The organism is Bacteroides sp. B1-V-101, from assembly GCF_023656585.1.
Taxonomy (GTDB): domain Bacteria; phylum Bacteroidota; class Bacteroidia; order Bacteroidales; family Bacteroidaceae; genus Bacteroides; species Bacteroides thetaiotaomicron.
The window spans coordinates 20485-42962 of record NZ_JAMOKH010000032.1; the positions used below are offsets into that span (position 1 = coordinate 20485).

Annotated in this window: 14 protein-coding genes; 4 read left to right on the plus strand and 10 right to left on the minus strand. The window is 41.7% G+C overall.

Features of this window, described 5'->3' with window-relative positions; genetic code table 11:
* Positions 1-8: 8 nt before the first annotated feature.
* The gene (gene pta, locus NBH01_RS19595; protein WP_008762631.1) at positions 9-1028 is read right to left on the minus strand and encodes a phosphate acetyltransferase; all 1020 of its coding nucleotides are present in this window, start codon (positions 1026-1028) and stop codon (positions 9-11) included.
* Positions 1029-1224: 196 nt separating this feature from the next.
* Here pta and NBH01_RS19600 point away from each other — a divergent pair, with 196 nt between their 5' ends.
* The 4 genes from NBH01_RS19600 to NBH01_RS19615 are packed head-to-tail and all read left to right on the plus strand — an operon-like array spanning position 1225 to position 4366.
* Positions 1225-1668 (plus strand): CidA/LrgA family protein, encoded by a 444-nt coding sequence (locus tag NBH01_RS19600; RefSeq protein WP_022472045.1) that lies wholly within the window; start codon positions 1225-1227, stop codon positions 1666-1668.
* The gene (locus NBH01_RS19605) at positions 1665-2360 is read left to right on the plus strand and encodes an LrgB family protein (protein ID WP_008762629.1); all 696 of its coding nucleotides are present in this window, start codon (positions 1665-1667) and stop codon (positions 2358-2360) included. The genes NBH01_RS19600 and NBH01_RS19605 overlap by 4 nt, the downstream gene beginning before the upstream one ends.
* Positions 2361-2415: 55 nt before the next feature.
* Complete coding sequence (locus NBH01_RS19610) at positions 2416-3333, plus strand: DUF2156 domain-containing protein (RefSeq protein WP_011108933.1); 918 nt, start codon at positions 2416-2418, stop codon at positions 3331-3333.
* Positions 3334-3346: 13 nt separating this feature from the next.
* On the plus strand, positions 3347-4366 hold the full coding sequence (locus tag NBH01_RS19615) for a GNAT family N-acetyltransferase (protein ID WP_221647538.1): 1020 nt from the start codon (positions 3347-3349) through the stop codon (positions 4364-4366).
* Here the strand turns inward: NBH01_RS19615 and NBH01_RS19620 are convergent.
* The 9 genes from NBH01_RS19620 to NBH01_RS19660 all read right to left on the minus strand — a co-directional run bounded on the left by NBH01_RS19620 (position 4349) and on the right by NBH01_RS19660 (position 22454).
* The gene (locus tag NBH01_RS19620; RefSeq protein WP_016269788.1) at positions 4349-5494 is read right to left on the minus strand and encodes a glycoside hydrolase family 88/105 protein; all 1146 of its coding nucleotides are present in this window, start codon (positions 5492-5494) and stop codon (positions 4349-4351) included. The genes NBH01_RS19615 and NBH01_RS19620 overlap by 18 nt on opposite strands.
* Before the next feature lie 4 nt (positions 5495-5498).
* Positions 5499-6800: an alpha-l-rhamnosidase gene (locus tag NBH01_RS19625; RefSeq protein ID WP_250700229.1), complete on the minus strand. Its 1302-nt coding sequence runs from the start codon at positions 6798-6800 to the stop codon at positions 5499-5501.
* Between the two features lie 3 nt (positions 6801-6803).
* Positions 6804-7871: a glycoside hydrolase family 43 protein gene (locus NBH01_RS19630; protein WP_008767017.1), complete on the minus strand. Its 1068-nt coding sequence runs from the start codon at positions 7869-7871 to the stop codon at positions 6804-6806.
* Between the two features lie 253 nt (positions 7872-8124).
* Complete coding sequence (locus NBH01_RS19635; protein ID WP_250700230.1) at positions 8125-10020, minus strand: family 43 glycosylhydrolase; 1896 nt, start codon at positions 10018-10020, stop codon at positions 8125-8127.
* Between the two features lie 294 nt (positions 10021-10314).
* Positions 10315-11202: a BT_3044 domain-containing protein gene (locus tag NBH01_RS19640; RefSeq protein WP_016269784.1), complete on the minus strand. Its 888-nt coding sequence runs from the start codon at positions 11200-11202 to the stop codon at positions 10315-10317.
* Positions 11203-11223: 21 nt separating this feature from the next.
* Entirely contained in the window at positions 11224-13239 is a 2016-nt protein-coding gene (locus NBH01_RS19645) for a RagB/SusD family nutrient uptake outer membrane protein (protein WP_016269783.1), read from the minus strand.
* Positions 13240-13251: 12 nt separating this feature from the next.
* A complete protein-coding gene (locus NBH01_RS19650; RefSeq protein ID WP_072067290.1) occupies positions 13252-16353 on the minus strand; it encodes a SusC/RagA family TonB-linked outer membrane protein in 3102 nt (1033 codons plus the stop codon).
* Between the two features lie 20 nt (positions 16354-16373).
* A complete protein-coding gene (locus tag NBH01_RS19655) occupies positions 16374-17666 on the minus strand; it encodes an IPT/TIG domain-containing protein (RefSeq protein ID WP_225678941.1) in 1293 nt (430 codons plus the stop codon).
* A gap of 642 nt (positions 17667-18308) precedes the next feature.
* Positions 18309-22454: a hybrid sensor histidine kinase/response regulator transcription factor gene (locus NBH01_RS19660; protein ID WP_225693610.1), complete on the minus strand. Its 4146-nt coding sequence runs from the start codon at positions 22452-22454 to the stop codon at positions 18309-18311.
* Between the last annotated feature and the right edge of the window lie 24 nt (positions 22455-22478).

The window sequence follows — 22478 nt, forward strand, 5'->3', positions numbered from 1 at the left end:
CTTGATACTTATTTATTGTTTTTTGCTGCAATAGCCTGATTAGCCGTAATAGCAATCATACGATATACATCTTCGATAGAGCAACCACGAGACAAGTCATTCACCGGACGGGCGATACCCTGAAGGATCGGGCCGATAGCGTCGGCATGTCCCAGACGTTGTACCAGTTTATAAGAAATATTTCCTACTTCCAGACTCGGAACGATCAGCACGTTAGCCTCTCCCGCTACGGGTGAACCCGGAGCTTTGCTTGCGCCTACTTCAGGAACAAGAGCAGCATCAGCCTGCATTTCTCCGTCCAGATCAAGTGTAGGAGCCATTTCCTTAGCGATCTTGGTAGCTTCCACTACTTTATCCACTACTTCATGTTTAGCGGAACCTTTGGTAGAAAAGCTCAGCATAGCCACTTTCGGATTTTCAATACCGGCAACGGCTTTGGCAGTCTGTGCCGTACAAACAGCAATCTGTGCCAGTTGGTTAGGGTCCGGAACCGGAGTTACGGCAACGTCACCCATCACCAGAATACCATTCTTACCATACTCGGGAGCATGAGTCAAGAGTAACATAGCACCGGATACACAAGTGATGCCCGGAGCAGTCTTGATAATCTGTAAAGCCGGACGCAGTACATTGCCTGTTGTGTTGCGGGCACCTGCCAACTGACCGTCAGCATCACCGCTCTTAATCATTAAACAACCATAAAACAAAGGATCATTCGTCAATTGACGGGCTTCTTCAATAGTCATGCCTTTCTTCTTGCGAAGTTCGCACAGCAATTGTGCATACTCTTCGTGTTTCGGAGAAGTTTCAGGATCAATAATAGTAGCTTTGCTGATGTTACCCAGTCCCCATTTCACTGCAAGTTCGTTAATTTCAGCGGGTTTACCCAGTAAAATAAGGTCAGCAACTTCATCTGTCAAAATCTGATTGGCAGCTTTTAATGTGCGTTCTTCAGTTCCTTCCGGAAGAACAATACGTTGGCGGTCTGCTTTCGCACGAGCCACGATTTGGTTGATTAAATTAAGCATAGATATATTTGAATAATATTATAAACCTTGTTACGATTTGTAATTTGCGCTGCAAAAGTACTCAATTTTGCAATATCCACATTACAATTCCGGCTAATTTTATTCTCCAAGTCTAAAATATTATAATATTTAACACTGTACTTCTATTTTTTCTACCTTTGCAGTGTTTTCAAACAAATCAATAGGTAATTAGTGTATGATACGTCAGTGCGCCATTTTATTTGGCTGTTTGGCTTTGGGTGAATTAATCGTTTATTTAACAGGGATCAAGCTCCCCTCCAGCATTATCGGTATGCTGCTGCTCACCCTTTTTTTGAAATTAGGCTGGATCAAACTGCAGTGGGTGCAGGGATTGTCCGACTTTCTAGTAGCTAATCTGGGCTTCTTTTTCGTACCTCCCGGAGTAGCATTGATGTTGTATTTCGACGTTATTGCGGCAGAATTCTGGCCTATCGTCATCGCAACAATCGTTAGCACGGCTCTCGTGCTGGTCGTAACGGGATGGGTACACCAGATTGTCCGTAAATTCAGACTGGCACGTCAGATTAAACTGGCGAGTAGCCTACGCTTATCAGACTTTCACTTGTCCGACAAGCTACATTTAAAAAACAAAACTAACTTAATGGATAAAGACAAATGAGCTTTTTAGAAAATAATTTCTTTCTGCTGGCTGTCACTTTCGGCGTTTTCTTCTTTGCCAAATTGCTTCAGAAGAAAACGGGGCTGGTATTGCTGAACCCGATCTTACTCACCATTGCCGTTCTGATTATCTTCCTTAAAATGGCCAATATCTCTTACGAGACTTACAATCAGGGAGGGCATCTCATCGAATTCTGGTTACGCCCGGCTGTGGTAGCTTTGGGAGTCCCTTTATATCTTCAGCTGGAAATGATTAAGAAACAGTTGCTGCCTATCCTCTTGTCTCAACTGGCAGGGTGCATCGTCGGAGTGATCTCTGTGGTATTAATCGCCAAGTTTATGGGAGCTTCACAAGAAGTCATTCTTTCATTGGCACCTAAATCCGTAACGACTCCGATTGCCATGGAAGTGACCAAGGCTATCGGAGGTATCCCGTCACTGACGGCAGCCGTTGTAGTAGCGGTAGGTTTACTGGGAGCCATCTGCGGATTTAAGACAATGAAAATCATGCACGTAGGCAGTCCGATAGCCCAAGGGCTTTCGATGGGAACAGCCGCCCACGCTGTCGGCACTTCCACTGCCATGGACATCAGCAGCAAATACGGGGCGTATGCCAGCCTGGGATTGACACTGAATGGAATATTCACCGCATTACTGACACCGACTATCCTGCGATTATTAGGTGTTTTGTAAAAACAAAATTCTTTCATTTTCCGTTATATAAAGAGTTAAACGCAAAAAGCATTTTATGATTCCATTTAAAGACATTACACTAGCTGATAGAGACACAATAACTGCATTCACCATGAAAAGTGACCGCCGAAACTGCGATCTTTCATTTTCCAACCTCTGTAGCTGGAGATTCTTGTACGATACTCAATTTGCAGTCATCGACGATTTTCTGGTATTCAAATTTTGGGCCGGCGAACAACTGGCATATATGATGCCTGTAGGAAACGGCGATCTGAAAGCTGTATTACGGAAATTAATCGAAGATGCGGATAAGGAGAAGCATAATTTCTGTATGTTGGGAGTTTGCAGCAATATGCGCGCCGACCTCGAAGCGATTTTACCCGAACGGTTCATTTTCACGGAAGACCGTGCCTATGCCGACTATATATATTTAAGGAGTGATCTGGCTACCTTAAAAGGAAAGAAATTTCAGGCAAAGAGAAATCATATCAACCGGTTCCGTAATACGTATCCCGATTACGAATATACACCGATTACGCCCGACCGTATTCAAGAATGTCTGGACCTGGAAGCCGAATGGTGCAAAGTGAACAACTGCGACCAGCAGGAAGGAACGGGAAATGAACGTCGTGCCCTCATTTATGCATTACATAATTTCGAAGCACTCGGTCTGACCGGAGGCATTCTCCACGTCAACGGGAAAATTGTGGCATTTACTTTCGGGATGCCTATCAACCATGAAACATTCGGGGTACATGTAGAAAAAGCAGATACCAGCATTGACGGTGCTTACGCCATGATTAATTACGAGTTTGCCAATCGCATTCCCGAACAGTATATCTATATCAACCGGGAAGAAGATTTAGGTATTGAAGGCTTACGCAAAGCAAAGCTGTCTTATCAACCGGTAACTATCCTTGAAAAGTATATGGCTTGTCTGAAAGACCATCCTATGGATATGGTCAGATGGTAATAATATATAAGGTATGACGACAAAAGAAAAGGTTAAGGCATTATGGCAGTTATGTTTCGACGACAATGAAGAGTTCGTTGAAATGTACTTCAGGCTGCGCTATAAAAACGAAATAAACATTGCTATCGAAAGTGGAGATGAGATTGTTTCCGCTCTTCAGATGATTCCTTATCCGATGACTTTCTGCGGAGATACCGTACAGACCTCTTACATTTCAGGAGCCTGCACTCATCCGGATTTTCGCGGAAACGGAGTGATGCGCGAATTACTCTCCCAAGCCTTTGCAAAGATGCTTCGTAACGGAACGTATTTCAGTACATTGATTCCTGCCGAACCTTGGTTATTCGACTATTATACCCGGATGGGATATGCTTCCGTATTCCAATATTCGGTTAAAGAGATTACCGTACCGGAATTTATTCCGTCTAAAGAAATAACAGTCACCTCTGAAGTCGGATGTCAGAAAGAAGTTTACGAATATCTAAACAGCAAACTTTCCGGACGCACTTGCTGCATCCAGCACTCCTTTGAGGATTTTCAAGTAGTCATGGCGGACCTTATTCTCAGTGACGGAATTTTGGTTACTGCCAGATCAGAGAATCAAATCAATGGATTGGCTATTGTATACAGAAGAGAAAAGCAATTAATTATCAGCGAGCTTTTTGCAGAGTCCAAAGATGCTGAGCACAGTCTGTTGCACTATATCAAGCAATTTACAGGATGCAGGCATATGACTCAGTTGCTTCCTCCGGAGAAAGAACAGACGCAATATCCGTTGGGAATGGCGCGAATCATCAATGCCAAAGAAGTACTGCAACTGTATGCCTCCGCTTTTCCTGAGGACGAAATGCAACTGGAAGTATCAGATAAACAATTGTCAGTAAATAATGGCTATTACTATCTGTGTAATGGCAAATGTATGTATAGCACCGAGCGTTTGCCCGGCGCACATATACTAATGAATATCAGTGAGCTGACCGGAAGAATATTTCAGGCATTACAACCTTATATGAGTTTAATGCTGAATAAGTGATTCCAGATAACGTACCCTTTCACAAGCTGCCAGCAGGAAAGCACCGACTCCGAAGTTTGAAGTAGAATTAGCATCTACGACTTGCCCCGGTATGGCTTTCTCGCCGATGGGTTGCACATAACCGATCTTTCCGTCGGGCTGTAAAGCAACTGTTGACAAATATTTCCATGCTTTCTCAACCACAGGTTGATAATGGGCAGAGTCTAGGAAACCGTTATTGATCCCCCATTGCAGACCGTACGTAAAGAATGCCGTACCACTTGTTTCGGGTCCCGGTGCATGCTGCGCATCGAGCATACTACGCGTCCAATACCCTTCAGGTTGCTGACAGGCCGCAACAGATTTTGCCAATGTACGGAAACGGTCTATATATTCCTGACGATACTTATCTGTTTCCGGAAGGTCTTTCAAGACTTTCGCCAGCCCCGCCAGTACCCAGCCATCACCACGTGCCCAGAAATCCTTTTTACCATTCACACTTTTGTGCTTGGGGTATACGTATTTTCCATCGCGATAGTAAAGTCCGGCTTCTTCATCATACATGATACTGTCTGCATAAGCGAGGTATTCATGCAGTTTCTCCAGGTAAAGTGGATTTTTAGTGATATTATATAGTTTGGTCATCACAGGCATTACCATATATAAACCATCCGCCCACCACCAATAATCATTGTTGGGTGTACTCATCTGATACTCCATCACCTCACGGGCACGGGCTATCTTATGTGTATCCGGTTCCAGATTATATAAATCGGCATACGTCTGAAAACAGATCTGATAATCGCCGAACAGTACATAATCATTGCTTTCGCCATAACTGTACTTCCAGTTGGCTTTATGATCCGATTTAGCGCCTTTCCACTCATTATGTTCCGCCCATCCTTTTGAGTATTCCAGGTATTCCGGCTTGTTGGTCAGGAAGTAAGCCTCCATGTTTCCGGTATGATAAGCGGCATTGTCCCAGAAAGAACGCCCGTGTTCCGGATGGTTTGTCTGCCAGTAGCCATTGACTTTATGAATAATGTCAACCACTTCTGCCGAAGATGAAACTTTCTTGGTTGTGCAACCGGCACACACCGCACAGCCTACCACCAGTGCGGAAAAAAGAGTTGCATACAATTTCTTCATATCTTTATTTTTTTGTATTTGTATTCGTATTCGCTTCCAGTACATATATCATTTGAGGTTCAATCTCCGCCGTGCGTTCACCGTCGCCTTGACAAGTGTGCTGTACAAAGAGATTGAGTTTCCGCTGCTTCTTCCACAATTCCGTGTCATGGGACGGTTCCCAGGCATCTACGGAAAAATCCGTCAGGTCGGTGACTATCCACTTACCGTTGGCAACATCAGCAGTATGCGCCATTGAGACACGGCTGCCCCGCTCTTCGTCACGGAAAATATAGAAGATTTCTCCATCCTCTACCACAATACGCGGACGGGCAACAGGAATCATCTTAGTGCCTCCTCCCTTCAGTGTAAACGGAGTCTTGCGGTCTGTCACCTGACGATTATGCCATGTCTTCCCGTCATTCCAGACAATGCGATATTGAGGGACTTCACTGTCCGAACTCCTCCAATAAGTGGCAATATAAGGATTGCCACCAGCGTCTGCACTCATACTTGTCTGGTTTATCAATTCCGAGTTTTGTGGAATACGACAAGCATACTCTGCATTCGAAGCTGTAATCGGAAGTTTATATTGTTCACCATCCGACTTATACCAAGTCACTCCGTTATCAAAAGAACGCGCGTAGCAAAGATCATGGTTGGTCTCCACCTGCCAGGTTCCACGCCATACCCATGAGAGATGAATCGTACCTTTCTCGTCTACATATAGCTGCCAGTAAGCATTTCGTTTGTCTTCACCATCAATCAGGACATCCTGTACACGGGCCCATTTATGGTCTTTCAATGAATAACGGTTCATCACCAGATTTCCACGTCCGGAAGAACCGGAACGGTAGACAAACAACAAATCCCCGTCTGTCAGAGGGTAAAATTCCGGATAAGTAACATTTCCTTCGTCCACTCCGGTCATCGGCATTTTATCGCCCAGTTCCAAAGAACCGGGGGCGATACTGCGGCAGTAATTCAACTTATGTCCATGGTGGTCAAAAGAAACGTGCAGATACCCTTCTCCGTCCACCATTATACTGATGATATTGTGGGCATCTTTTACATTTCCACGATATTGAGTACGATGCAATGTCCATTGCTTCGAATTTAGTTTCCGTTTGCCCAACACAAGATAGCCATCGGCATCATAATAGCTGATATATTGCTCATCCCCATGCGTTACCAATGAATTATTGCGGAATATCGTTGTATTGACAGATGTACAACTATATCCTTTGGCAACTTCCACCAGTTTTTGCGAAAAGCACAAGGCAGAAACAGATAGTAATAAAAAAGTAAGCAGCAGTGTCCGTTTCATGATCTATTTTTTCTGTTTGTCAGATTTCTTGTATTTGTCAGATTTCTTCTGTTTGTCAAAGACGGTCAAATCCCACTTTTCATGCCATGGGATGGTAATAGCTCCGTCTTTTATCAATACAGGAAGCCATACATAGCGTGAATCTTCGAGGTCTTTCTTTTTCCAGCGGTCAAACATGGCAATATATGCATTCTTCTTTCCGATAACCGGTTGTACGTATGTACTCTGCGCATAGAAAGTCTTGTCTGCATCCGGACCCGTACAAGGATTACCTATCGTTTTCCATGTACCCATGATGGAATCCGCCACTGCGATTTCCGCTACATTCGGGTCCCAGCCGGTGCAGCCGGAACTTAACATATAATATTTGCCCTTATGCTTAAACACTGCCGGAGCTTCACGGGATTCTTTGATGAAATTGCGTGTAAAGCGTCCGCTTGGTTTCAGGTAATCGTCTGTCAGGAGACTGATATACATGGTTTCGTTATTTTCTGAAGAATAGAATTGGTAGGCACGTCCGTCATCATCGACAAAAACTGTCTGGTCACGGCTCATCGCATTATTCGGTCGGAAACTTCCCAAGTAAGTGAATGGTCCGTTTGGAAAATCAGAGACAGCTACACCCGCACACGCTTTGCTGTAATCGGCACTCTCTACATGTGCCCACATCACGAACTTACCTGTCTTTTTATTATAAATCACTTTCGGACGTTCCAAAACCTTCGACGGATGCAGGTCATGGTTCGGGTCCTCTTTGACTGCCGGAAGCACAATGCCCTCAAACTTCCAGTTCAGTAAATCTTTGGAAGAATAGCAGCCTACTCCCGTCACATCTGTACGATAACACTCCCATGTAGCCCAATCAGGCAAAATCGTTTTGCCCTTTTTATATTCTCCATACCAGTAGTAAGTACCGTCGTGGTAAAGAAGTCCCCCGCCATGCGCATTGATAGGGTTACCATCCGTATCCTTCCACACTTCCCCGGGAATAATATAACTATTCTTCTGAGCTCGCATTTGTATTGGCAGTAACCCTATACAAACCACTACCAGTAATAACATTCTTACCATATATATTTCATTATTTTTGATGTTTCTCATTATTCTCTGCCGACATATCACCTCGCAGTGAAATCATTCGCTCACAAAGATAACCTATACCATAAAGAAAAGAGTTCAAATATCCGTCAAAAAAGGGATATAAAAAGACCATTCTTCGCAAAATGTATAATCTTCCGGAATTTTCCCCTTTCTCATAGAGAATATTTATTGCTGAAAGCAATAAATATGAAAAGTATATCCGCCGGCTTCTATATATACGATATTAATCAAAATTCCACCTATCCATCCATTTTATAAAGGGGACTCCTTTATCATCAAACTGAACAGGCAGCCAGATGTAGCGTGAATCCGCCAGGCTCTTCGGACGCCACATATCCGCCATAAAGAAAAATTGCCCTTTCTCCGGCAAAGGCAATATATAAGTACTTTGTCCTCCAAATGTCTTATCCGCATCTTCACCAACACAAGGGTTCGGCAGTTGCTTCCATTCGCCCAACATAGAATCAGCGGTTAGCAAACGGGCTTTATTAGGATCCCATCCCGTGCAGCCGGAAGTTATCATCCAATAAGTTCCCTCTTTCTTGAATATAGCAGGAGCCTCATTGTGTCCACCAGGGAAAATACGGATATATTTTCCTGTATGACTGAGATAATCATCGGCCAGTTCTGCAATCTGCAATGTCAGGTTATCTTCTGAGGAATAGATATGATAAGCCTTTCCGTCATCGTCCACAAATAAAGTCATATCACGGGACATTTGTCCGTCTTTCAGATCACGCTTTACGAACATACCTTTTGCAATAGCTTCATACCACTTCGGTGTCCACCATTCCTTATACTCTTCCGGATTCCACTTCATTTTCCGTTCTTTTCGGGTCATGTTCAAGGGGTAAGCTCCCGGATTGACCCTGCCGGAGCGAATGAAACGATAGGGACCGGCAGGAGAATCACTCACTGCAACGGCTGCACGCGCAGGTCCATAACCTTGTCCTTTCAGTTCTAAATGAAGCCACATGACAAATTTCCCGGTTTTCGCATTATAGATCACCTTGGGGCGTTCCATGATGCATCCTTTCTCAATGTCATGCCCTTCTTCCTCAGAGACAGCTAAGGCAATACCTTCAGATTTCCAGTTATACAGGTCTGTTGATGAATAACAGTTGATTCCCTTCTCTGTGACAAAACCGGATGCAGGACGGTGTTCTCCAAACCAATAATATTTTCCTTCATGGAAAAGTATTCCGCCACCGTGCGCATTGATGACATTGCCATCCGTATCTCTCCAGACCTTTCCGGAAGCGATTCCCTTTTCTTTTTGATAGACCCTTACATAATCTATTTCATACTTCATCGGCAGGGCGGCCTCATCAATCGGGCCACCGTTAATTCCGCCAATGGCGAGGTTCAGTAATAGGTATTGTGGTTTTGTAAAAGGATTGGTACCTTTACCGATACTTCCATTCCTTGTGGTGCTCAGAGGAATTTCATTCAGCAGTTCATCGTCCAGATATAGTTTGATAGCCTCTTCATCCCAATCCATACGCCAGATATGGAACTTAGATGCCCAATCGGGATCTTTGTCGGTGAAATGCGAATAAGGAGTAGCCTGACTGTCCCATTTTGCATGCCAAGGTTTGTCTGTTCCCCAAGCAGCATTGGCTAAGATATGTGGTGTTCCTTTAATCTGATAATATTCCATGATATCTATCTCACCACATGAAGGCCATTCCATATTGCTTCCCAATGTCCAGATAGCAGGCCATGCTCCTTTTGCCACGGGAATACGCGCCTTTATCTCAAAACGCCCATACAGAAACTCTTTCTTTCCGGCAGTAGTCACTGAAGAAGAGGTATAGTCAATAAATTCTCTCTTCTTCCGCCAATCATTACTTCCGGATACATAAAGAGGATTTTTACGGTTCTGCTCTTTCCGGGCTTCTATTATCAACAGCCCATTCTTGCAAACTGCATTGTCGGATTGATACCATTGAGCTTCTTCATTACGCGCATATCCTTGCTCAAAGTTCCATACAGAAGAGTTCAAAGGACCATCTGCATTAAATTCATCACTCCAAACAAGTTGCCAGTCGTCCTGGGCAAATGCGCATAATGAAAATGACAAGCCCATCATTAAAGTTACAATCTTCTTTATCTTCATACTAAGTTGTTTTTCTTTGGTATATCCAAACCTATTGAACTATTTATCCCTAATAAATAAAATGATTCATATTTACATCAGCAAAAATAAGACTTCAATAAAAAATAAAGGACTAGAAATCGTGCAATTAGGTCAAACTTTAGATCATATTCATTAAAATGACTCAATAAAAGGCATCTTTGCACGATTTTATATCGAATAGTAACATATAAGAAGTCATATAATCAAACGCAGGAGACAAGTTCAATCATCTCATCCCCTGCATTTACTACCTATATAAAAAATACCTATCGATTACTTCGTCATTGTACCCCTCAAGCGATACCTCTTTCCACCGGACTCGTAATCGTAACAAAATGTAAATGTGCCATCCTCAAAACTAACGGTTCCGTTAGAAACCGGAAGATTCTTCCAGCCAGCCACTGTGAAAGTACCGTCCGGTTGGCGTGTAAACGTCACACCGTTGTTATCAATTGAGTTGAAATAGTCTTCAGTTGTTATGTTTCCCGTTGGTGAAAGATCTGAATTCTGCGTAACATTAAAGAAACGAGCCTGATCTTTATTCACTGCCTTCAACGTACGCTGCATATTAACGGAAGAAGGAGTCAGTTCTTCATCATTGTCAGTCAACGTATATCTGATGGCTACCATCTGATAAGTCCCTGAAAAGTCATTCGTTAAATTGAGATTCATTATGAGAACTGTATCCTTAGGCTGTTTCACGTAATCGGATACTGACTCAATTTTGAAAGTCAACGCATAAAGTTTATCACAATCCAATCCGGAAGTTTCGACAGTAAATGGCAACCGACTATATACATCGCCCGCTTTAATGGTCGTGCTCATTGACGGAAAACTGCAAAATTGATCACCCAACTTCTGATATTTTAATGGGGCATCCAACATATACTTATTATTGTACCATTCGATGGTAGCGTCATTGTGAGTCAAGACGACTTCCACATTCCGGTCGATATTCTGGCTACCTCCCGTAGCAATGGCAACATACGCATTTTGCGGACCATCGCCATACGCCACATCAAATTGCTGTACCACTTCATAGGCACCTACAATATAAACTTGTTTGTAGTATTGTTCACCATCCAAAGGGCTCTCTTTACTACAGGATGCAAATAATCCTGCAAGTAGCCCCAACGTATAAATAGTTCTAATTAGTTTCATATTTCTTTTGATTATATAGGTTTATCTCCATTCCGGATTTTGCACGAGGTTCTTGTTTTTATCCAACACACTCTTAGGTATAGGATAGAAATAGTGTTTGTACGAGAATGAACGCCGTGTCAATTTATCGTTCAAAATAGTTGTTGTGTAGAATTTCTGACGTTCATTGCTTCTTGCTTTGACGTTGCAACCGGAGATAGGACGATTGTATGCCTCCATAGCATCTCCCCAACGGCGCAAGTCGTGATAACGACGTCCTTCGCAAGCAAACTCTATTCTGCGTTCATGCTTAATCAGTTCACGGACCTTATTCCTGTCGGCAGCAACAGCCTCAGTAATTCCGGGCAGACCGGCACGATGACGAATCAGATTGAAATACTTCACAATATCAGCTGTATTATGTTCCACCGTCACTTGACTGCCGTTAGGCATCTCCATCGTATAAGGTTCTTTCAACTCATTAATAGCCTCCACATAATTCAGCAATGTTTCCGCATACCGGAAAACCGGGAAATATTTAGCTTTGACCGTACCCTTTTTCATCTCATCTTCCAAATGTCTATATTTGACACAAGTATAGCCTGTACGATTATAATCTTCAGGATGATCCGGATTAGCGGAAGCATATCCGTCGGAATAATAAGTAACCTCAATATTCTTGTACTGATTCTCCGAAGAAGAAGTGCCTGGCCAGAATGAATGGCAAAAGCCTATCGTTGCATAAAAACGAGGTTCGCGATTGTTATACATTCTAGCAGTGCTCGCTAGAAGTGTAAAGCCAGAGAAAGTTTGGTTAGCGCCGCCAATTCTTTCAAAATTAACGCTGGCATCCGGATAAGGATAGTCCTGACTGGATTCATTGATATCTTGTCCGTCCACCATTTGGTAAGCATCAATCAAGTCCTGTACGAGATTCAAGCCACCCCATCCACCTAATTTGAAAGGTGCAGCAGCCACCAATGGGGCATCACCTGTCGGCATTTGACAGGAATAGATAAATTCAGGATTAATCATCACAGGAATTTCACCACTGAATGTATAAGTCAACGAACGGTAATGGTCGATACCGGCTGCTCCCTTTGGATAAGGCTCATAATAATCCGGATCTATCTCTTTGATAAATTCTTCATTAGTGGGCAGATCCTTGCTATCTATTTCTTTGGGAGTCCAATACAACTCAAATTTATTTGAATCAATAATGTATTTTGAATAAGCGGCAGACACTCCCCATTTCGAATTATCATTTTCCTGCGATATAAAGTTTGCGCCGTCACTTGTCCGCTGCCAGTCAGCATAAAACTTATTGCCGTTATACCACGGACTGGCTGCATACAATGTAATTCTCGACAAAGTAGCGTAAGCGGCCCATTGAGTAGGAAGCGTCACAACCGTTGAACTTTCTACTTCCAGTGGCAAGAACTGAATGGCCAGAGACATCCATTTACGGATTTCCAATACGCATTCATCGTATGTTCCTCGTTCCAGTGACATTTCGGCTACCGGCACATCCACATTAAAGGGCGTTTCCGGAACAATGGGCACAGGTCCGTACTGCAACATCAGCAGATAATAATAATATCCTACCAAAAAGTAGCATCGTCCCATCAACTCACGACGTTCAACGTCTGTCACATCGGGTACTTCATTGATTCTCGACAAGGCAGTGAGTGCCATACGAATACCCTGATAATATTTGGGATAATTATTGTAATATCCGTCATAAGGAGTAATCTCGTCTAGCAAAAACTTCATGCCGTAGTGCTGGCTATCATTCCAGGACATGAAATTCTCATCAGAAGCAATTTGGAACGGTGTAGAAGAATTTGACCAAAGTTTGCCTTCATTGGGTATATATTGCGCTGCACCGTTAATATACTGATCCAGGAGTTCTTTGCGAGAGAATACAGAGTCAAGAAAAGTCATCTGGTCAATATATTCTTCGACATCCAGATAATCACCGCAAGATTGCAGCCCGATGGTTATACTACAAACCATCGACAGAAATAAAGTCTTTATAATATTTGTTTTCTTTTTCATAATAATCGTCCTTTAGAAAGTTAAGTTCAACTGTAAGGTGTACATCCTTTGCAAAGGATATTCCGCTCCATTACCAGAGGCTTGCGATGGATCAAAAAGCTTCACTTTATCCCACACATGTAGATTCTCGCCTATCAGACTGAGAGTAGCAGATTCCACACCGACACGACTCTTCAACCAATTATTCGTAAAGCGGTAAGAGATATCTACATTTTTGAGGCGTAGATATTTACCGTCAGCTAACCAGAAGGTAGACTCCTGATTATTATTTTTATTTTCTCCATACGTTAGTCGCGGAAACTTAGCATTCGGATTCTCTGCCAATGCAGGATCAATGCCATTAGCCTCAGCATATTCTCTTGGAATCCAACGATTTCTTGGATCAGCAACCATTTCGAGTAAGTTGCCTCTTGATTCATTTAAGAAAGGATAGAATCCCCGACCACCTTGAAAATATTGTACTTTAGAGACTCCTTCAAACAAAATACTAACACGGAATGCCTTGTAGTTCCAATCAAGTGCAAAACCGTATTGTATAAACGGTACAGCAGAGTAGTTGAGAGGTACGACGTCATCTTTATCAATCTTACCGTCACCGTTCACATCCTTATACTTGATATCACCCGGACGATAATTATCCATAAAGGTCTGTTTGGGACTACTTTTAATGTCATCCTCATCTTTAAATAATCCCAAAGCAATTAATCCGCGCTGTACTTTGTAAGGGACTCCGGAATTAGACTGATATGGATAATTCACCCCACTCTGTTCCCAGTAGATCACTTCGTTTTCAGCGTGAGTAAAGTTACCACGTACAGTAAGAGCCATATCCTTATTAAATGTATGAGTATAAGCTAGTGTACCATCCATACCCCACGACTTCATGCTTCCGATATTAGCATAAGGAAGTACATTGCTTAAACCACCCTCGTCCGGTATATTGGCACGCCTCTGGAAAATATCGGTTGTCTTCGTATGAAAGAAATCCACTGTCATGTCTACCTTATCATCAAAGAAACGGGCATCGATACCAAAGTTCGTTTTTGTACTGACTTCCCATTTTAAATTCATTGATCCGGTACGATTTTCGGCAAGTCCGGTTCCCCATGTACTGGAAACGTTACCTAAAGTAGTTAAATAAGGGAATCGAATATCATTACCATTCTCATCTTTCAGACGATCATTTCCTACCCGTCCCCAAGAAGCACGGAACTTCAGGAAGTTATTGAATGGGAGCAGATTTCTATACCAATCATATTGCGTAGGCACCCACCCCCCGGAAATAGAGGGGAACCAACCGTAGCGACGTTCTTTATTGAAATTTTCCGAACCGGTATAGCCAAGATTACCTTCTACGAGATAGGTATCTTTATAAGAATAGGTAGCGCGGAAGGAAAGTGCCTGATAACGTTTGGGAATGCTGACCAGCACACCGTTTCCCCAATCCACATTGGTCAGTTCCTGGCGGTAAAAATGCGCCAACCCCGTCACACGGTGATCTTGATTAAACAAACGTTTATAGTTGGCGGCAGCTTCGAAATATAATTCCCGATTGGATGCTGATCCCTGTGTTGCTGTCATATCCTCCTTATTTACAGTACGCACAGTTTTCAAGCTACCATCCAAATAACGTCCATCTTTGGGATCGGCATAATATTGTTCGGGGTTCATGTGTCTGTCGACTATGTGTGCACCATTCATGGAGAATGAGAACAAGCCACGTACTGACAATCCCTCTGTGATTATACCCAAATCCTGCGACAAGCCTACATTTATTTTGGTAGAATACGTCTCATTGGTAGTATATCCCATGTAATTCAGGCGTACATACGGTGATTTATCCTCCAGATTAGTGCCATAAGCAGGCAACTGACCATTAGAGTACCTCACTGGAACCACAGTAGGAGGTAAGTTCGCTTGCGATTCCCACAGGTATTTATTGCTTGAGCCTGTTCCTGGTGCGTTTTGTGTCTTGATTACTGCTTCCAAATTCAAACTCAACAAAGTTGTTTTTGTAAGGTCAGCATCAATATTCGTACGGAAATTATATTTATGATAGTTTACATTAACGTCATGTTTGCTTGCAGACTTATCCTGTTTAAATAGAGCTTCAGAGTTAAGGATACCCAAACTCATATAGTAGCGAGCACTTTGTCCACCACCGGAAATACTTAAATGGTGTTGATTGTTAATTACATGATCTTTCAAAATCACATCACGCCAATTCACATTCGGATATAAATCCGGGTCAAGACCTGTTTTGAATAATTCTAGTTCAGTAGCAGAATATACCGGGTCGTCTCCACGAACAGAGCGCGCTTCATTCGCCAATGTTGCATATTGATAAGCATCGGCATATTCCGGCATACGGGGTGAATAAGAATAAGTAGCATTAGTTTTGAAATTGACATGCAACTTTCCGGCTTTTCCTCGCTTCGTAGTAACTACAACTACACCATTGGCACCGCGAGTTCCATAAACGGCTGTTGCCGATGCATCTTTCAGAATACTAAAACTTTCGATATCAGCAGGATCAAGATCGTTGATATTTCCTTCGATTCCGTCTATCAACACCAATGCACTAGAACTGGCGCCAAACGTACTCATACCACGAATCCAGAACTCCGAGAAGTTGTTACCAGGTTCGCCACTTCGGGTCACGGCAATAATGCCCGGCACGCGTCCACCCAACATGTTACTCACCGATACCGCAGGAGCTTGAATCCCTGCCGGGTCTACATTGGTGATAGCGCCTACTACAGAAACCTTTCTCTGAGTATCACGCCCCACTACCACAACCTCATCAAACTCATTGACCGCCTCCTTCAAAGCAATCTTCTCTTTCAGTTTCGTAGCAGTATATTTAATTTCCCGAGTTTCATAACCTATATAAGAAAATACGAGTGTACTTCCGGCAGGAACACCTGTCATCTTAAACCGTCCGTCAAAATCGGTAACAACTCCTACACCCTGTTTTCCTTTTATCTGAACAGACACTCCGATGAGTTCCTGTCCTTGCTCGTCCAAGACGATACCCGCAACATCTATTCCGCCTTGGGCGAACATAGTTGCTGACATGAATACCCAAAATAGTACTAAAATACTTCGTTTCATATTTATGTTTTTCTTAGTGATTATTCTACTGCATACTTCCTAATAGCTTTTCCCCAGGCTTCAGCTATCCAATAGCCACCTTCACCATCGTAACAAATATCATAAGGATAGTTAAAGGTAGCTTCCAGCGGTGTGCCATCTATCTGACTTGCTACATCTACCTGACCAGCTACAGTAGATACATAGCCATCAAGAATATCCAACTTGCGCAAGCAGTACCCCTTAAATCCATCAACAATATAAAAGTTTCCATCTTCGTCCACTGTCATTCCGTTGGGTTGGGCAAACAAAGCTTCTTCCCGAAGACCATCTTGCACTGTCTTTTGGGTAGCCGACCCACAAAACCATTCACATTCTCCATCAGGAGTAATCTTGTAAACTGAAGACAGATTCTGGTCAGACATGTAGAAATTGCTATCTACAAAATAATAAATAAGATAAGGGCCAGGATTTGTGCCAAGAGATCCTGAGAGTTCCAGTTGCTTTATTAATGTTACCTCTTGTGTCTTCACATTGAAGCGACCGAAATTCTTGTTAGAATCAACAAAATAGAGCCATTCTTCTGTCTCATCCAATGCAACAGCACCAATTTTACCACTAAAAGTAGAACCAAGCTGTCCGATACGTGTAGGTGCCCAACCACTTGCTTTCATATAGACATATACTGTATGAGTCCCTTCCCAACCAATACTATACACTCTTTGTTTGTCTTTGGTAACAGCAGGCTTTCCACCTTTAAAACCCGGATGAACGGTAGTCACCTTGTTATCATCCACCGAAATCAAACGGACACGAGGATCATCTCTTTGATAAGCAAGTACCGTATTATTTCCTACGGCTGCAATTCCCCACATGTACTTGAACTTTGCAGATGCAAGGTCACCATCATCATTCCCATCTTTTGAAGCCGAACCAGAGATGGTAGAAACATTCTGGGCCTGTTCATACTTAAAAGTGCCATCTGTAGTCACTTCCTTCCCATCAACAATTACCTTAATACGGTTTCCACCCGGCAATTGTCTGGGCGCAAGGCAATAAAGGGTATTGTTATCGATACCTATCACTGTAGATAAGCGCTCAGCAGCCTCATCCACAAAATAAACCTTTACCTTCGACTTGTCTGTACCGAAGTTAGAACCTTTAACGATAACCTTTTCTCGCAGCTTTCCCTCTACCGGCATAAAGCCCTCCACTGTGACTGGCTGATTCGGATCATAAGTCGCCCCAGTGCTTTTGTTGTCATCGCTATCTTTACAACTTCCTATTAAAAAGAGAAGTGCTAGCACTAAAGAATAGAAAATGCAATTTCTCATAGCAAAAATATTTAAGATATTAGTAAATAAAAAATTAACCGTTCATTAATTGATTTATGATTTCAACGACCAATTAACAAGTGCAAATGTAAGTTAAGTCACTCCAGATGAGGTCCAATATGAGTTATCTGAGGTCGAATTATAGATATTCCTCCTTTTTAAACTATAATTCGACCAAGGAATAAGGATAATCTGATCTGTAAAATAAAAAACACATATAACATAACATCAATAAAACAATAATTTGTTATATGGTAAACCGTTAATGAAATCAGTTCACTCCTTGCAGGTTATCGCTCACATTCTTAAGTCCTTAGCTACGAACAATTAAGTTTTTTGTTAGTCATATTAGTTCGTGCCACTATAGTGGTACGCAAGATGCACTATAGTTCCCTTTACGCACCACTATAGTAGAACGAAAAGATAACTATAGTGGAACGAATTAGCTAATGGGGCAAAAAATATTAATACTACAAAGAAAACTGATTAAATATCCGAAGAGTATAGCTTATTGCTATACTAAACTTAACTATAGCTCACTCTGCTATCCTCAGAATATGGTTTGTTACACCCTACAATGCACTATTTTACAAATATGCATATCAAAATAATTATTGGTAAATAGGTTACCCCTATCTATGCCTATACATTTTGAATAAACCGCTCAATATATTCAGACGGTAACATATCAAATTCTTTTTTGAAACAAGAACTAAAGTATTTAGGATCATTGAAACCAACTGCATAAGCAAGTTCAGAAACACGAACATTAGTGCCTTTTTCCTCCATTATCCTACAAGCTGCTTTCAAACGGACATTTCGAATAAAAGAAGAAGTATTCAAACCTGCCAAAGATTTCAATTTCTTATATAACGTAGATTTACTTGTACGCATTTCATCTGCAAATTGCGCCTGGTCAAAATTAGGGTCTTCCAAGTGATTATTTACACAATGGATAGCACGTTGAATAAAGTCTTCATCCAAACTTGTGTAATTCAGGTCTTTCACCTCAAAAACTATTTGATTTTTAAAGTCACGCGCCATTCGTTCCTTATATTTCAGCAGATTACGAATACGTGCATGAAGAACTGTCAGATTAAAGGGCTTGCTAATGAACGCATCTGCACCAATTTCATAAGCTTCTGCTCTGTCCTCTTCCTTATTTTTGGCAGTCAGCAGAATCATCGGTATATGACTCATCTCCAGATGCCCTTTCACATACTTGCAGAACTCAATACCATCCATCTCAGGCATCATTACGTCAGACACAATCAAATCAACATCCTCTTTTTCTAATACTGCAATGCCTTCTTTCCCGTTCTGGGCCGTAAAGACATTGTATTCACGACTCAATAACTTTGTCATCAGATGTAGCAACTCTCCATTATCTTCCACTAATAATATAGTGTTAGCCTTTATAGTCACTTCCTGAGTTTCGACATCTGCATCCTCCTGTGTATCCTCGTAATTTACAGAATCTTGCATTAAAGAGATAGCCTCATCATCAATTTGCTCTTCATCATAATAAGAACGCTCAATAGGAATCCGTACCATAAATTCGGTACCATGATCCACTTCGCTTTCGACCGAGATGGTTCCTTCATGTAACTCTACCAAATCTTTAGTCAGCGAAAGTCCAATTCCTGTGCCAATAGTATTGAACTTACGATAATCACCTTCATAAAATCGTTTAAAAAGATTTTTCTGTTTCTCTTTTGAAATGCCTTTCCCGTTATCTTTAATCTTCAACAGGACAAAATCCTTATCTGTCTCATCATAAGATAAGGAGACTTGAATAAATCCATCCTCTTTATTGTATTTAGCTGCATTAGATAACAAATTATACAGTATCTTATCCAACTTATCCATGTCAAAGTAGCCTATCATTGATTCAGGATCACAAAGAAATGAAAAGTGTATCTTACGTTTCTTTACTAAAGGCTGGAAACTCTCAGCCGCATTCTTCACAAAGGCAGCAATATCTCCCGGCGAAACCCGTAACTTCAGATTACCTGTTTCCGCTTTTCGAAATTCAAGAATCTGTTGCAGCAAACGTATTAATCGCTGTATATTGCTATTCATTACAGTATACAAGTCATTATGGCTGGGCGCCTGTGTCTTCAGCTCATCAACTGTAGCCGAAATAATGGTCAACGGAGTTAATAGTTCATGTGTGATATTAGTAAAGAACTGCAATTTCGCATGATTCAGTTCTTCTGCTTTTGCTTTTTCTATTTCACGCAGACGCAAGGCATTCCGAAGCAATATACGATTCTTTGCTGTACGGTAAATCGAAACTCCTATAACTGAGACTATTATCACATAGAGCAGATATGCCCACCAGGTAGCCCAGAACGGAGGAAGGACTACCACTGTCAATTCACGTACATAGCCACTCCATTCTCCGTTCTCATTGGTTGCTTTCAACTGAAAAGTATATGTCCCGCTCGGCAGATTGTTATAATAAGCAAAGCGGCGGTCTGCATCCGTATACTGCCAATCCCTGTCAAAGTTCTGTAGCCGGTAAGCATATCTGTTTAGTTCGGGATTCTTATAGGTAAGGGCGGCAAATTCAATACTAAAATTATTGTATTTATGAGGAAGTTCAATCTTACTGGTATAGGTAGGCATTACCGGTGAAATCTTTTGTTGCAGTTCGACCGGCAATTTACTGAAAGAATGATTGAATATTTTAATATCTGTTATCAGAAAATTGGTTTCCTGAGAAGGTATTTCCATTTTATCAGGAAAAAAACTGTTGTAACCCTTATGTCCTCCAAAAAACAATTCTCCATTTCGACTACACGATGAATTGACTATAAAATTATCCTGCAACCCATCGGCAGAAGTATAGATACGGGTCGAAAAATCATTTCCAACAGCAGCTACATAAAGTTTCACTAGTCCGGAAATCGTTCCCAGCCATAAATTACCACTTTTATCTTCTTCTATGCTAACGATAACGTCTCCCGGAATACTATATGCACGCGTCTTTTCCTCAAATTCTCCTTTGTTACGATTATAAAGGTATAATCCTCCTCCCTCAGTACCTGCCCACAATCGTCCAAAACGATCAAGATGTATACAGAGAACTGCATTTGTGATTAGCTTACGATTATGAAAACTATAATTCTCATATTTCAATGTGGAAGGTTGACGGACATCCCCCGTTATATGAATCACACCCAAATTAGAAGTTGCCAGCCAGACACTGCTATCCATATCCTTTATGATATCTCTTACATATATCCAGCCTGCCGACAAACTATCATTAAAGTTCATCGTTTCAAAGCGATAGTCTGTACCGTCAGCCAATCTGACCCCTATTCCTCCTCGCGTGCCAACCCAGCAATTCCCTTCATAATCTTCATATAAAGCCGACACACAATCAGAAGTAAGGAAACCGCTATTCTTTGTAGTCAAGTGTTTTACCTTTTCACCTTTCCGATATACGTAGATTCCTCCATTATACATACCAAACCAGATTTCACCACTCTTCTTACGCTGGGTAACTGCGAAAAGGGATGGCAAATCTTTTAACCCCGAAAATTCCGGTATGTGCGAATACATCTTTAGCTTTCCTGTTTCATACTCTCTACAGGCCAGTCCATAAGTTCCTACTCCAATCCATAGGTTTTGATCTGAATCAGCAAATAAGGTACGAACGGAAGTTACCGGAATATCTTCATCTCCAAAGTTAAGTGTATATAAAGCAAATGTAGATTGACGTGTATCAGCCATCAGAACTCCTCCCCCAATAGCCCCTATCCACATATTCCTCTGAGCATCACGCATAATCGAGTTAACCTCGTCAGAAGGAATACGATAATCTGTTTTTCCCGATTTATAATTAATAAATGCGTCCGGTTCATCAAGTTTTAAGATACTCAACCCACTACGTGTACCAACCCACAGGGTGTGAGTATTGATATCTTCTGCTATATCATATACTATATTATCAGACAAACTGGAATCATCACCGTTCTCATGCAGAAAACGCTGATAAGACACACGTTGCATATCTTTAGGATTCTGCAATTTAAAAAGACCATATCCCCAACTCCCTACCCAAATATCTTTATTACTATCTTCATAAATTACATGAGAAGAATATTGGTCATTGATTTTCGGATATATTTCCACTTTATCTGTGGATGGAGAATAGCGAAATAAGCCTTGTGCCCAGGTTCCAATCCAGAGATCGCCATCTGAATCTTCTAATAATGATTTTATGGTAACATACCGCAGTCTACTATCTCCAAAGTCATCTCCACAAACTACAAAAGTATCTTTCTCTGCAACATAACGACATAAACCGTTATCCGTCCCCACCCAAACAGTATTATCGCGAGTCACACACAGAGCAGACACTACATTGTTAGAAAGATATGGTGCCTTATACTTTTTTATTTCTCCGGTTCTTTTATCCATCACGTTCAGTCCTTCCGATGTACCAATCCAAAGATGATTATTATTATCATCAACCAAACAAGTGATGCTATTGGTAGTCAATAAATCCGGAGAGTAAAGATTGGATTTGTAAAGAGTGGTCTCATAGCCATTATACTGGCAAAGTCCATTACGAGTAGCGAACCAGATAAATCCATCTTTATCTTGATACACTTTTTGTACTTCATTTGTCGGCAAGGAATATGGTGCAGAAAGTTGCTTAAATTTGAGGTTGTAGATGACATCCTCTGTCGCCAATAGTAAAGCAGACTTCAAAAGCAAAAACAGAATCAAAAAACTCAGCTTATAATAAAGGATAACGATTCGCGCGTTTTTCATATGGTCATATTTTGTTCGTTAAAT

What these genes read in the sequence shown, in the direction of transcription:
- pta (WP_008762631.1), bottom strand. Translation starts at nt 1,028, where the DNA reads ATGCTTAATTTAATCAACCAAATCGTGGCTCGTGCGAAAGCAGACCGC.
- NBH01_RS19600 (WP_022472045.1), top strand. Translation starts at nt 1,225, where the DNA reads ATGATACGTCAGTGCGCCATTTTATTTGGCTGTTTGGCTTTGGGTGAA.
- NBH01_RS19605 (WP_008762629.1), top strand. Translation starts at nt 1,665, where the DNA reads ATGAGCTTTTTAGAAAATAATTTCTTTCTGCTGGCTGTCACTTTCGGC.
- NBH01_RS19610 (WP_011108933.1), top strand. Translation starts at nt 2,416, where the DNA reads ATGATTCCATTTAAAGACATTACACTAGCTGATAGAGACACAATAACT.
- NBH01_RS19615 (WP_221647538.1), top strand. Translation starts at nt 3,347, where the DNA reads ATGACGACAAAAGAAAAGGTTAAGGCATTATGGCAGTTATGTTTCGAC.
- NBH01_RS19620 (WP_016269788.1), bottom strand. Translation starts at nt 5,494, where the DNA reads ATGAAGAAATTGTATGCAACTCTTTTTTCCGCACTGGTGGTAGGCTGT.
- NBH01_RS19625 (WP_250700229.1), bottom strand. Translation starts at nt 6,800, where the DNA reads ATGAAACGGACACTGCTGCTTACTTTTTTATTACTATCTGTTTCTGCC.
- NBH01_RS19630 (WP_008767017.1), bottom strand. Translation starts at nt 7,871, where the DNA reads ATGGTAAGAATGTTATTACTGGTAGTGGTTTGTATAGGGTTACTGCCA.
- NBH01_RS19635 (WP_250700230.1), bottom strand. Translation starts at nt 10,020, where the DNA reads ATGAAGATAAAGAAGATTGTAACTTTAATGATGGGCTTGTCATTTTCA.
- NBH01_RS19640 (WP_016269784.1), bottom strand. Translation starts at nt 11,202, where the DNA reads ATGAAACTAATTAGAACTATTTATACGTTGGGGCTACTTGCAGGATTA.
- NBH01_RS19645 (WP_016269783.1), bottom strand. Translation starts at nt 13,239, where the DNA reads ATGAAAAAGAAAACAAATATTATAAAGACTTTATTTCTGTCGATGGTT.
- NBH01_RS19650 (WP_072067290.1), bottom strand. Translation starts at nt 16,353, where the DNA reads ATGAAACGAAGTATTTTAGTACTATTTTGGGTATTCATGTCAGCAACT.
- NBH01_RS19655 (WP_225678941.1), bottom strand. Translation starts at nt 17,666, where the DNA reads ATGAGAAATTGCATTTTCTATTCTTTAGTGCTAGCACTTCTCTTTTTA.
- NBH01_RS19660 (WP_225693610.1), bottom strand. Translation starts at nt 22,454, where the DNA reads ATGAAAAACGCGCGAATCGTTATCCTTTATTATAAGCTGAGTTTTTTG.